This is a genomic window from Sneathiella chinensis (assembly GCF_012720115.1).
GTDB lineage: Bacteria > Pseudomonadota > Alphaproteobacteria > Sneathiellales > Sneathiellaceae > Sneathiella > Sneathiella chinensis.
Genome location: NZ_VNWN01000002.1, coordinates 1,115,782 through 1,128,063, shown reverse-complemented (window position 1 = coordinate 1,128,063; position 12,282 = coordinate 1,115,782). Strand labels below are relative to the sequence as shown.

The window sequence follows — 12,282 nt, the reverse complement described above, 5'->3', positions numbered from 1 at the left end:
TTAAGAATACGTGCTCACAGGAGGTCAACCGCTATGCGAGTGTTATTGATCGAAGACGATAGCTCGATGGCTCGGGGCATCGAATTGATGCTGAATGCCGAGGGGCTTAATGTTTATTCCACCGACCTCGGCGAAGAGGGCGTGGATCTTGGCAAGCTATATGATTACGACATCATCATTCTTGACCTCGGGCTTCCCGACATGTCCGGATATGATGTTCTCAAGAAACTGAGAAATGCCAAAGTGTCAACGCCGATCCTGATCCTGTCGGGCATGTCCGAACCGGATGACAAGGTCAAGGGGCTGGGATTCGGGGCCGACGACTATCTGACAAAGCCGTTCAACAAGGACGAACTTGTGGCCCGCATCCATGCGATTGTCCGGCGTTCCAAGGGGCACGCCCAATCCACAATCACCACGGGAAAGCTGACGGTCAACCTGGATTCAAAATCAGTCGAGGTAAATGGCCAGCGCCTGCACCTGACCGGCAAGGAATACGGCATGCTGGAACTGCTGTCCTTGCGCAAGGGAACCACCCTGACCAAGGAAATGTTCCTGAACCACCTGTATGGTGGCATGGACGAGCCGGAACTGAAAATCATCGACGTGTTTGTCTGTAAGCTGCGCAAGAAGCTGGCCTCTGCGACAAAGGGCGACAACTATATCGAAACTGTCTGGGGACGCGGCTATGTCCTGCGCGACCCGGAAGAAGCGAAACGCGCCCGGGCCAGCTAATCCGCACAACGGGGCGCCAGATACAGAATAAAAAAACGGAAGGGCCTTTCAGCGTCCTTCCGTTTTTTTGTGTCTGTTGCGTTCTGGAACGGGGTCAGCTGGCAGCCGCGATCATCCCGCCTGCGGCCGAGGTATAAACCCCCTTCAGGCCCTGCACCGGTTTCAAGGCATCACAAATACCAAGAACGGTTTCCGCACCGCCAAGGAACAGGGCGCCATCATCGGCCATCACCTTGTTGATCTGGTTCAGCACCCGCGCTTTCATCTCATGATCGAAATAGATCAGCACATTCCGGCAGAAAACAATATCGAACGTGCCAAGATGGGTCAGGTCTTCCAGAAGGTTCTTTTTCTGGAATTTGACCATCGCCCGGATTGAGCTGTCGATCTGCCACATTTCACCGACCTGCTGGAAATACTTCATCAGCAACTGGATCGGCAAGCCGCGCTGAACCTCGAACTGGGAATAGAGGCCCGCCTTGGCCTTCTCCAGCACCTCGTTTGAAATATCTGTCGCCAGTATCTCGACGCGCCATCCGGCCATTCTGGCCGCTTCCTCTTTCAGGAGCATGGCGACCGAGTATGGCTCCTGCCCGGTCGAACAGGCGGCATTCCAGATCCGCAGCGTCTTGCGGGTGCTCCGGGCTTCCAGAAGGCGCGGCAAGACATGTTCGCGGAAGATATCAAACGGCTTTGTATCCCTGAAGAAGAACGTCTCATTGGTCGTCATGGCTTCGGTGATTTCTTCTTTCAGACGCTCATCATTGCTGCGGCGCAGCTCGTTGGCGAGATCCTCAAGATTGTTCATTCCCCGCTGCCGGGCCAACGGCGTGAGACGGCTTTCCAGCAAATAGACCTTTTCCTCGGTCAGGACCAAACCTGACCGATCACGGACGATACTGCTAAGAAGTTGGAAGTCCTGACTGTTCATAAAGGCCTCCCTTTAAGGGCGTTCTCAATTGCCGCCGGAATATCCTGAAGCGGCAGGACCGAGTTACAAAGACCGGCGGTCGCAACCGCACCGGGCATCCCCCATACAACACTACTGGCTTCATCCTGACCAATCAGGTAACCGCCTGATTCTGCAATCAACTCACACCCCTTCAGACCATCATGTCCCATTCCGGTCAGGATCACGGTCAAAACACGGCTGCCATACACGGCATGCAAACTCCGCAACATCGGGTCCACAGCCGGACGGCAAAAATTCTCTGGCGGGTTCTGGTCCAGACGCAAAACAACATCCCCACCCTTCTTTTCCACGGTCATGTGGAAATCTCCGGGGGCCAGATAAACCCGATCATTCACAACCTTTTCACCGTCCACTGCCTCGGCACAGGTCTTTCCGTAAATCTTGGTCAGATGTTCACTCAGGATCGTGGTGAAGGTGGCGGGCATATGCTGGGTAATAAAAACCGGCACACTGATATGTCCGCGCAACTTTTCAAAAACCGAGAACAGGGCTTGCGGGCCGCCGGTGGACGAACCGATTGCCAGCGCCTGCGGCATCAGGGTCGGTCGGGATTTCCGAAGGACAATCTCCGCTTTCTGGTACAGGCCGGTTTTGCGCACCTGCGGGGCGGCAACCTGCGGACTGGGGGCCACTTTCGGCGCCGGCGCGACCGTGCTGAACCCTCCGCCCTGACGGCGACGGGCCAGACCAAGCGCCTTGATCTTGGCAACCAGATCCTTCTGGAAGGTCTCCCGCGTGGAGGCTTCCCGCGTGCTTTCCGGCTTGGGGATATAGTCGGCGGCACCATTTGCCAGCGCCTTCATGCTGATATCCGCATTCCGGCGGGTCAGGGTCGAGGCCATGATCACCTTGACGTTGCGATCCATCTCAATCAGCTTCGGCAAGGCTGTCATGCCGTCCATTTCCGGCATCTCAATATCCAGAACCACAATTTCAGGCCGGGTCCGGTCAAATTCACGAAGGGCGAACACGCCATTGCTGGCCGAGGCGACAACCTCGATATCCGGCTCACTTTGTAGCCAGCGCGTCAAGAACCCCCGAATTACAGCGGAATCATCAACGACCATCACCCGATAAGGACTATTCATAACCTGATTGTTTTCTTTGACATTGGAAGTGCCAGACATCAACACTAAAGCACCTCAACCTGAGAGAATTTTGCTTCAATAATCGCACGGTCAAAAGGCTTCATAATATACTCGTTCGCGCCGGCGGTCATGGCCTCGCGAATATGCGCCATATCGTTTTCCGTGGTACAGAAAACGACTTTCGGGATATCCCCGCCCTCGGTGCTGCGCAATGTCCGAAGGAAATCGATCCCGCTCATTACGGGCATGTTCCAATCCAGAAGGATCACATCGGGCATGCCTTTCAAACACACGTCCATTGCTTCCTTCCCGTCTGCAGCTTCCAGAATTTCAAATTTCAAATCTTCCAGAATGCGCCGTGCGACCATCCGCACAACTTTGGAATCATCTACGATCAGACAAGAGGTCATGGTTCTTTCTCAACCTGTGTTGTGATTACGCGGCGGCTGTCGAACTAACAGCAAAATCAAGCAGTCGCTCAATCTGCAGAATGACAAGAAGCTCATTCTCGGTCCGATAGATGCCGGAAGATACTTCGCGCCACCTCTGGTCCATGGTTCCCGGGTTCTGCTCCAACTTGTCTGCGGTCAGGCTCAGGACCTCCCCGACAGAGTCGATCAGCAGGCTGTACGGCTCGCCGTGATGCTCCACCACAACGCTCATGCCACTGTCATTGTCATCAGCCGGGGGCAGTCCCAGACGCTTGCGCACATCGATACAGGTGACAATCCGCCCGCGCAGGTTCAGCGCCCCTGCCACTTCCGGCGGGGCCAGCGGAATATTTGTCAGCTTCAGGCTGCCCAGAACATCATGGACCTGAAGAACCGGAATCCCGAACATCTGGCCGGCAATCGTTACTGTTACATATTCCTGAACGTCATTGTCGCTCATTTCACACCTCCACCAGACCGCAGTGTTTGAGACAGGGTATTCATCAGGGCATCCCGATCGAACTTGGCAACATAGTCAGAGAAACCGACCTTGCGTCCCCGATCGAAATCCTGGGGGGTTGTATGGGAAGACAGGGCCACAATCGGTGTGTCGCTCCATCGCTCGTCCTTCAGGACTTCCTCGGCGAACTGGAACCCGTCCATGCCCGGCATCTCGATGTCGCTGATAATCACGTCAAAGCTTTCCCCTCTTTCGCGCAGTTCCAGCGCCTTCAGGGGGTTCTCGGCCGTGGATACCTCATATCCGGCAACGGACAGAAGCGGGACCAGCATGTTCTGGAAGAACGGGCTGTCATCGACCAGCAGGACGCGCTGCTGGGAACGGCCACTGCCATACCCGCCCGCTTCACCGCTGCCGAACCAGTCACCGAAGCATTTCTGCAGGTAATACCCCACATCGATGATGTCGGTGGCCTTACCCCGGATAACCGCACTCCCGATCATTCCCTCGATATTGGAGGCCATTTCCACATTCAGACGATCATCGACGATATCGACGATTTCATCCACTACAAGACCCATGGTCCGGTCATTTTCACTGAAGACCAGGATGGGCTGACGTCCCTTCTCGATGATCTTGCAGCGGTCATTGACCGTGGCCAGCGGCATGATCTTGCCGCGATACTGAACCACCATCTGACCGTTTGTGGTTTCGATGGTATCCACATCCACCTCTTCAAGGCGGGCGACCAGAGACAGCGGAACGGCCTTGGGCTCGACACCACCGGCACGGCAAATCAGCAGGGCGACACTGTCGCTATCACCGGATTCACGCTGGGTTTCTTCCTCGACGGTATGATCCCCCACAACGGCTTCCCCTGATTTGGCGGCAATGCCATTCGGATCCAGGATCATGATGACGCTGCCGTCACCCAGAATGGTATTCCCTGAGAAGATGGACAGGTCCCGCAGGATCGGCGCAACCGGTTTCACAACGATTTCTTCCGTATCGAACACCCGATCCACGACAATACCAAAGGTATAGGCGCCAACCTGTGTCACAATGATAAAGTCCTCGGACCCCTTGACGTCGCTTTGCTCGGCCACTTCATCAGCAGAGGTTTCCAGCTTCAGAATCTCGTTCAGGTGAACCAGCGGCAACAGGCGGTCGCGAAGACGCAGGACCGGCGAGTCATTGATCATCTCGATCTTGTTGTCCGCACGCCCGTCGGTGGAGGCCCGGACCAGTTCAACAACACTGATCTGCGGAATGGCGAAACGCTCTTCGCAGCATTCAACAATCAGGGCGGAAACAATGGCGAGGGTCAGCGGAATCTTGATGGTAAAGGTGGAGCCTTTGCCTTCTTCCGATTTCAGTTCGATCGTGCCGCCGATTTTCTCGATGTTGGAGCGCACCACATCCATGCCGACCCCACGGCCGGACACGTTGGTGACTTTCTCTGCTGTTGAGAAACCGGGGCGCATGATGAAGTTCTGAATCTGTTGCGGATTCATGTTTTCAAGTTCGGCTTCGTTGGCGAGGCCGTTCTCGATAACCTTCTTCTTGATCCGGTCAACATTCAGGCCACGTCCGTCATCGGTAATGGTGATGATGATGTGACCGCCCTCGTGATAGGCGTCCAGAATGATCCGGCCGGTTTCCCGCTTGCCCGCAGCCAGCCGGTCTTCCGGCATTTCAAGACCGTGGTCGGCAGAGTTCCGAACCATATGGGTCAGCGGATCCTTGATCAGTTCCAGAACCTGACGGTCCAGTTCCGTTTCCGCGCCATGCATCACAAGATCGATTTTCTTGTGCAGTTCATGGCTGAGATCGCGAACGATCCGCGGCAGTTTGGACCACGCGTTTCCAATCGGCTGCATCCGGGTTTTCATCAACCCTTCCTGCAATTCCGTTGTCACATGACTGAGACGCTGTAGCGGAACCGTAAATTCATTGTCGTCCATACCGCGAACCATCTGCAAAAGCTGGTTGCGGGTCAGGACAAGCTCACTGACCATGGTCATGAGGTTTTCCAGAAGCTCCACATTTACGCGAATGCTCTGGTTGGCAAGGCTGCTTTCCTTGTGCCCGGCCTCACCCTGTGCGGCTTTGCCACCACTCGCGGCAGGCTCTGCCGGTTTTGCGGCGACGACCTCAGGCACGGCCGGGGCGGGCGCGGCGGCTTCTTCGGCAATATCGTCCGGGCCGGGCGCAGCCTGAAACGCGGCTTCCAGTTCCTCAAGGGACACTTCACCGGGGCGCAGCCCGCTTTCTTCCTGTTCCGGGGCGGCTTCTGTTACGGCGGGCGTTGCCACCATGTCATCCGGCCCTTCAGCGGCCTGGAAGGCAGCTTCCAGTTCCTCAAGAGAGACCGGGCCGTCAGAACCGCCGCTGGAAATTTCTGGCATCTGGGGTTCCGGGGTCGCGGGCGCCGCAGGGGCCGCCGACTGCGTTCCATACGCCACATCGTTCAGGCGGTCGATCAGGTCGGAATCATCCCCTTCCGGTTCCTGTTCCGTCTGCTCCAGCGCGTCCAGAACATCCTTGATGATGTCCATGGCTTCCAGAATGATTGTCACAACATCCGGCGTGACCTTCAGTTCCCGGTCCCGGATTTTGCCAAGAACGTTTTCTCCCGCATGAGCAACAGCCTCAAGCCTTGGCAGACCAAGAAAACCGCAGGTTCCCTTAATCGTATGAACAAGTCTGAAGATATTGTCGATTTGGCTGTAATCGTCCGGGTTTTGCTCAAGCGCCACAAGGGCGGCATCCACAATCCCGATATTCTCGTTAGTTTCCGTCAGAAACTCGCTTAACAAATCATCCATGTCGTTGCTCTCTTCTTCGCGACGCCAGGTTCACAAACCATGAACTCACTTTCCCAGTTGTGAACAGGATGCGCCAAAGAGGTTAACAAGCGGTTACACCCTTGAACGAGAGATCGGAAAAATAAAGTTTAGTAAATTTTTATATCCCGGGACAAAAAGCAGGACAGGGGCGCCCTTCAGCCCCCTCACAAAGGGGCTGGACGCCTACCCGTCTGAAATGATTTTCTTTCGCGTTCAGGAGGATGAAACCGACAACACAGTCAATTCTTCTTCCAGCGCATTGATGGAAACCTTGAAGCCGTTATTCTCGCAAAGCGCCATCAGATATTGCGCACCGACATTCTGGGGGGTCAGGTCGTCGTCATTATATCCTTCCAGCAATGTCCGGGTTACTTCCTCGCGCAGTCCCGCACGTGGACCACTGGCCCGAAACTCGAATGCCCAGCCGATATCATCTGCGGTTCCCGAAACGGACAATTTGCCCCCGCGTGGCAGCGCGCCGGCCCCGATGGCAACAAGATTGCACACAACCTTGATCGCATCCTTGGACAGGGCTGTTACCCCGCCAGCCTCTTCCGGCCAGTCAAATTCAGCCTTTCCATATTTCATGAATTCCCGGCTAAGAGTGCGGGCATCCCGCAGTGAAATCTCTGATCCCAGCCCCCCGGCAAGACCAAATGCCAGACGAAAAAACTGTAACCGGGCAGCCGCCTCTCCCGCACTCTGGCTGACCAGGTCGATGGCCTGATCCCGCATATCCGCACTGCCTTCATCCTGCAGCAACTCGACACCATTATTGACGGCTCCGACCGGACCGATCACATCATGGCAGAGTTTGGAACTCATCAATGCTGCAAGTTTCAAATTAATCATTTTTTTCCCCAGATTTCTGACCCAACTGTTAAATTGAGATTGGAACAGGTATAGCCGTCATGGCAACAGTTTGTTTTTTACCAAGTATGCAGCAATCAAACGAGCGATCAAATCATGTTAGCGTTTTTTTCTCCCGGCCAGTTTGTCCGCCACCCCGATGAACCGGATTGGGGGCTTGGTCAGGTGCAATCCTCTGTCGCTGACCGGGTCACCGTAAATTTTCAGCATGCCGGGAAACAACTGATTATCGCCAGCAAGGTTGATCTGATCGTTGTCACAGAGGAAGAGCTCCGGAAAAGCCGGTAGTCTGGCCCGTTCGTCAGGTGGAGAGCAACATGACCCAGAAAACGTCATTCGACAAGGCCATCAGGGCACCGGGACGCGGAAACCGGAAAGCCAGATACCAGAAGAAAGGGCGGCAGGTCGATCCCCGATCCCTGACGGAAATCCAGACCCTTCTGCAGGATCGTCCAAGGCGGGCCGACCTGCTTCTTGAACATCTTCATCTTGTACAGGACCATTTCGGTTCCCTGTCCCATCGGCATCTGGTCGCCCTCGCAAGCGAAATGAACATGGCCATGGCCGAGGTCTTCGAGGTCGCCACCTTCTATCACAACTTTTCCGTCATTCCCGATGACAGCCCCTCTCCGCCGGCTTTTACAATCAAGGTCTGTGACAGCCTGAGCTGCGAGATGGCCGGATCAGCGACCCTGAAGGCAGAACTTCTGGCCAAGGCCGGGGCCGATGTCACCGTGACCCATGGTGCCTGCATGGGACGCTGCCAGAAGGCGCCAGTTGTTCGCATCGGTGATCATTACGTCCCCTCCGCCACCGCCCCCTCCACATTGGCCGCACTGGACCAGATCCGGGACAACCCGGCCCTGCCGCCTGCGGACCATCCCTCCTGCGCCGATTACAAGGCAAAGGGCGGTTTCAAAATCCTGAAAGACCTGCAAAACGGAACCCTGACGGCAGAAGGCATCATCGACAGCTTGAAGGAAAGCGGCCACCGGGGTCTTGGCGGGGCGGGCTTCCCCCATGCCATGAAAATCACCTCTGTCCTGTCTGTTCCCGGTCCGCGCTATATGGCTGTCAACGCCGATGAAAGCGAACCCGGAACCTTCAAGGACCGATATTTCATGAACCGGAACCCCTACCAGTTTCTGGAAGGCATGCTGATCGGCGCCGAACTGGTGGACGCCCGGGAAATCTTTATTTTTCTCCGCGATGAATATCCCGATACGGCGGCCCTGCTGCATCAGGCGATCGGCGAAATCCAAATTCTGGGACTGAACCGGGGACGCCCCATTCACCTGCGACGGGGGGCTGGGGCCTATATCTGCGGCGAGGAAAGCGCCATGCTGGAAAGCCTTGAGGGCAAACGCGCCCTGCCCCGCCACAAACCACCCTTCCCGGCCCATGTGGGACTGTTTGGCCAGCCCACCCTGATCAACAATGTGGAAACCCTGTACTGGTTACCGGAAATCCTGACCAAGGGGGCCGATTGGTACAAGTCCGATGGACGCCATGGCAGCAAGGGCTTTCGCACCTTCTCGCTTTCCGGTCATGTGAACAAGCCCGGCGTGTACACAACCCCGGCCGGGATTACCGCCCGGGAATTGATTGACGAATATGGCGGCGGCATGAAAGAGGGCCATGCCTTCAAGGCCTATCTTCCCGGCGGGGCATCAGGCGGCCTTCTTCCGGCCAGCATGGCGGATATCCCGCTTGATTTCGGCACACTGGAAAAGCATGGCTGTTTTATCGGGTCGGCCGCTGTTATCGTGCTGTCCGATCAGGACAACCTGAAAGACGTGGCCCGTAACCTGATGCGCTTCTTCGAGGATGAAAGCTGCGGTCAATGTACCCCATGCCGCGCCGGAACGGAAAAAGCCGTGAAGCTGATGCAGGACGATCAATGGGATCGCCCCTTGCTGGAAGAACTCAGCCATGTAATGCAAAGCGCCTCCATCTGCGGGTTGGGACAGGCCGCGCCAAACGGCCTGCTGTCCCTGTTCAAATATTTTCCGGAGGAAATGAAATGACCAGAACAATTTCCTTCACCCTTGATGGCAAAACCGTCAGCGCCCGCGAAGGGCAATCCATCTGGGATGTGGCGAAGGAACAGGGAACCCTGATCCCCCATCTCTGTCATGCGGACCGCCCCGGATACAAGGCCGATGGCAATTGCCGCGCCTGCATGGTGGATATTGAAGGCGAACGGGTGCTGGCCGCCAGTTGCATTCGCACGCCAACCGACGGCATGATCGTCCATACGGCAACAGAACGGGCCGAAAAAGCCCGAAAGATGGTGGTGGAACTGCTGGCCGCCGATCAGCCGGAGCGCAACGACAGTTACGACCCGGATAGTCATTTCTGGAAAATGGCGGACCTGAACGGCATCGATGGAAGCCGCTTCCCCGCCCGTCCCCTGCCCACAGAAGACCTGAGCCACCCGGCCATGGCGGTCAATCTGGATGCCTGTATCAATTGCAACCTGTGTGTGCGGGCCTGCCGGGACGTTCAGGTCAATGACGTTATCGGCATGGCGGGCCGGGGCGCAGCATCCAAGGTTGTGTTCGATCTGGACGATCCCATGGGCGACAGTACCTGCGTTGCCTGCGGCGAATGTGTGCAGGCCTGCCCCACCGGCGCCCTGCTTGAAAAGTCGGTGGTCGGTGCCCCGGCGATCGACCGGGATGTGGACAGTGTCTGCCCGTTCTGCGGCGTTGGCTGCCAACTGACCTTCAAGGTTCGGGATGACAAAATCCTGTTTGCCGATGGGCGCGACGGCCCTGCCAATCAGGGGCGCCTTTGCGTCAAGGGGCGGTTCGGTTTCGATTACATCCACAATCCCGAACGGCTGACAAAACCGCTGATCCGAAAGGCCGGTGTGGCCAAGGCCGATATTGAGGGTCTTGACCCTGCCAACCCCTTGACCCATTTCCGCGAGGCAAGCTGGGAAGAGGCCTTGGACGTGGCGGCACAAGGTCTTTTGAAGGTCAAGGCGGACAAGGGGCCCGCCGGGCTTGCCGGTTTCGGCTCCGCCAAGGGCTCGAACGAGGAAGCCTATCTGTTTCAAAAACTGGTTCGAACCGGCTTTGGTACAAACAACGTGGATCATTGCACCCGGCTTTGCCACGCTTCCTCTGTGGCGGCCCTGCTGGAAACTGTTGGCTCCGGCGCAGTCTCCGCCCCCTTCAACGAGGTGGAGAATTCTGACGTTATTGTCGTGATCGGCTCCAACCCCGGGGTCAACCATCCGGTGGCGGCCACCTATTTCAAGAATGCCGTCAAACGCGGGGCAAAACTGATCATTATCGATCCCCGCGGGCAGGCCCTGTCCCGATACGCCACTCACATGCTGCAGGAAAAGCCCGGATCGGACGTGGCGCTTCTCAACTCCATGATGCATGTGATTGTGAAGGACGGACTGACCGACGAGGCCTATATCCGGGACCACACCGAAAACTTCGAGGCCTTGAAAACCCATCTTGAGGATTTCAGCCCCGAAGCCATGCAGGAACGCACCGGCATTGCGCCGGAACAGATCCGCGAGGTGGCCCACCTGTTCGCCACAGCAAAGGCCGCCATCATTTTCTGGGGAATGGGGATCAGCCAACATGTCCATGGCACGGACAACTCCCGCTGCCTGATTTCACTGTCCCTGATGACCGGTCAGGTCGGGCGCCCCGGAACAGGACTGCATCCGCTTCGCGGGCAGAACAACGTGCAGGGTGCATCCGATGTGGCCTTGATCCCCATGTTCCTGCCCGATTACCAGTCTGTCGAGGACCCCGTCATTCGGGGCCGGTTTGAAGACTTCTGGGGCGCGAAAATTGATCCCAATCAGGGCCTGACTGTTGTGGAAATCACCGAGGCCATTCACCACGGCACCATTCGCGGCATGTATATCATGGGTGAAAACCCGGCCATGTCGGACCCCAATGTCACCCATGCCCGCGAGGCCCTGTCCATGCTGGACATGCTGGTGGTGCAGGACTTGTTCCTGACCGAGACGGCGGCCTATGCGGATGTGATCTTCCCGGCCTCCGCATGGCCGGAAAAGGACGGAACGGTCACCAATACAAACCGTCAGGTCCAGATGGGCCGGGCGGCGGTTCCCCTGCCCGGTGAGGCCCGGCAGGATTTGTGGATTATCCAGCAAATGGCAAAGCGGTTCGGCCTGGACTGGCAATATGATCATCCCCGGGATGTGTTCGATGAACTGACGCAGGTCATGGACAGCATCAAGGGCCTGTCATGGGACCGGCTTGACCGGGAAGGGTCCGTTACCTATCCATGTGAAAGCCCGGATGATCCGGGCCAGCCGCTCATTTTCACCGATGCCTTTCCGACCCCGTCCGGTCGCGGGCAGTTTGTCCCGGCCAGCCTTGTATCCCCGGACGAGACCCCCGACCGGGAATATCCCGTCATCCTGACAACCGGCCGTCTTCTGGAACATTGGCATACCGGTTCCATGACACGGCGGTCCGCCGTTCTGGATGCGGTGGAGCCGGAACCTGTTGTGCATATGCCACCCGCCATGATTGAGGAATTGGGTATTCAACCGGGCGACTATGTAAAGGTGTCATCGCGGCGGGGGCACCTGAAAATCCGCGCCCGTGCCGATGGCGGCGTTCAGGCAGGTCTGATCTTCATTCCCTTCTGCTACGCCGAGGCCGCGGCCAATGTGCTCACCAATGATGCGCTGGACCCCTTCGGCAAGATCGCCGAAGTGAAATTCTGTGCCGTCAGGGTCGAGGCCGCGCCGGATCAGGCCCCCACTCCCCAAGACAGCTTGCAGCCCCCCGCAGACCCGCTATAGTAGCGCCGGAATGCGGGGGCGGCCCCTTTCTGGACCATCTGCCCCGCGCCTTGTACAGCAGTGCTT

The 12,282-nt window shown here is 57.0% G+C and carries 10 protein-coding genes; 4 read left to right on the top strand and 6 right to left on the bottom strand.

Going from position 1 to position 12,282, the window contains the following annotated elements; genetic code table 11:
* Nucleotides 1-33 precede the first annotated feature (33 nt).
* Nucleotides 34-735 (top strand): response regulator transcription factor CtrA, encoded by a 702-nt coding sequence (gene ctrA, locus FQB27_RS05345; protein ID WP_169559802.1) that lies wholly within the window; start codon nt 34-36, stop codon nt 733-735.
* Nucleotides 736-829: 94 nt separating this feature from the next.
* On the opposite strand, the gene FQB27_RS05340 is transcribed toward ctrA, so the two are convergent.
* The 6 genes from FQB27_RS05340 to FQB27_RS05315 form a co-directional block, all read right to left on the bottom strand.
* Entirely contained in the window at nt 830-1,666 is an 837-nt protein-coding gene (locus tag FQB27_RS05340) for a CheR family methyltransferase (protein WP_169559801.1), read from the bottom strand.
* The gene (locus FQB27_RS05335) at nt 1,663-2,796 is read right to left on the bottom strand and encodes a protein-glutamate methylesterase/protein-glutamine glutaminase (protein ID WP_206374334.1); all 1,134 of its coding nucleotides are present in this window, start codon (nt 2,794-2,796) and stop codon (nt 1,663-1,665) included. The genes FQB27_RS05340 and FQB27_RS05335 overlap by 4 nt, the downstream gene beginning before the upstream one ends.
* 44 nt (nt 2,797-2,840) lie before the next feature.
* Nucleotides 2,841-3,206 carry a response regulator gene (locus FQB27_RS05330; RefSeq protein WP_169559800.1) on the bottom strand — a complete coding sequence of 122 codons (366 nt, stop codon included), beginning with the start codon at nt 3,204-3,206 and terminating at the stop codon, nt 2,841-2,843.
* A 25-nt stretch (nt 3,207-3,231) separates the two neighbouring features.
* Complete coding sequence (locus FQB27_RS05325) at nt 3,232-3,687, bottom strand: chemotaxis protein CheW (protein WP_169559799.1); 456 nt, start codon at nt 3,685-3,687, stop codon at nt 3,232-3,234.
* Nucleotides 3,684-6,515, bottom strand: a complete 2,832-nt coding sequence (locus FQB27_RS05320; protein ID WP_169559798.1) for a hybrid sensor histidine kinase/response regulator — start codon at nt 6,513-6,515, stop codon at nt 3,684-3,686. The genes FQB27_RS05325 and FQB27_RS05320 overlap by 4 nt, the downstream gene beginning before the upstream one ends.
* Before the next feature lie 234 nt (nt 6,516-6,749).
* On the bottom strand, nt 6,750-7,361 hold the full coding sequence (locus tag FQB27_RS05315; protein ID WP_169559797.1) for a histidine phosphotransferase family protein: 612 nt from the start codon (nt 7,359-7,361) through the stop codon (nt 6,750-6,752).
* A gap of 141 nt (nt 7,362-7,502) precedes the next feature.
* Here FQB27_RS05315 and FQB27_RS05310 point away from each other — a divergent pair, with 141 nt between their 5' ends.
* Genes FQB27_RS05310 through fdhF form a run of 3 tightly spaced genes read left to right on the top strand, consistent with a single transcriptional unit; the run spans nt 7,503 to nt 12,216 of the window.
* On the top strand, nt 7,503-7,694 hold the full coding sequence (locus FQB27_RS05310; protein ID WP_169559796.1) for a DUF3553 domain-containing protein: 192 nt from the start codon (nt 7,503-7,505) through the stop codon (nt 7,692-7,694).
* 29 nt (nt 7,695-7,723) lie between these two features.
* Nucleotides 7,724-9,433: an NAD(P)H-dependent oxidoreductase subunit E gene (locus FQB27_RS05305; protein ID WP_169559795.1), complete on the top strand. Its 1,710-nt coding sequence runs from the start codon at nt 7,724-7,726 to the stop codon at nt 9,431-9,433.
* On the top strand, nt 9,430-12,216 hold the full coding sequence (fdhF, locus tag FQB27_RS05300; protein ID WP_169559794.1) for a formate dehydrogenase subunit alpha: 2,787 nt from the start codon (nt 9,430-9,432) through the stop codon (nt 12,214-12,216). The genes FQB27_RS05305 and fdhF overlap by 4 nt, the downstream gene beginning before the upstream one ends.
* Nucleotides 12,217-12,282 lie beyond the last annotated feature (66 nt).

Excerpts from the sequence above, each read along its gene's own strand:
- ctrA (WP_169559802.1), top strand. The coding sequence starts at position 34 with ATGCGAGTGTTATTGATCGAAGACGATAGCTCGATGGCTCGGGGCATC.
- FQB27_RS05340 (WP_169559801.1), bottom strand. The coding sequence starts at position 1,666 with ATGAACAGTCAGGACTTCCAACTTCTTAGCAGTATCGTCCGTGATCGG.
- FQB27_RS05335 (WP_206374334.1), bottom strand. The coding sequence starts at position 2,796 with ATGAATAGTCCTTATCGGGTGATGGTCGTTGATGATTCCGCTGTAATT.
- FQB27_RS05330 (WP_169559800.1), bottom strand. The coding sequence starts at position 3,206 with ATGACCTCTTGTCTGATCGTAGATGATTCCAAAGTTGTGCGGATGGTC.
- FQB27_RS05325 (WP_169559799.1), bottom strand. The coding sequence starts at position 3,687 with ATGAGCGACAATGACGTTCAGGAATATGTAACAGTAACGATTGCCGGC.
- FQB27_RS05320 (WP_169559798.1), bottom strand. The coding sequence starts at position 6,515 with ATGGATGATTTGTTAAGCGAGTTTCTGACGGAAACTAACGAGAATATC.
- FQB27_RS05315 (WP_169559797.1), bottom strand. The coding sequence starts at position 7,361 with ATGAGTTCCAAACTCTGCCATGATGTGATCGGTCCGGTCGGAGCCGTC.
- FQB27_RS05310 (WP_169559796.1), top strand. The coding sequence starts at position 7,503 with ATGTTAGCGTTTTTTTCTCCCGGCCAGTTTGTCCGCCACCCCGATGAA.
- FQB27_RS05305 (WP_169559795.1), top strand. The coding sequence starts at position 7,724 with ATGACCCAGAAAACGTCATTCGACAAGGCCATCAGGGCACCGGGACGC.
- fdhF (WP_169559794.1), top strand. The coding sequence starts at position 9,430 with ATGACCAGAACAATTTCCTTCACCCTTGATGGCAAAACCGTCAGCGCC.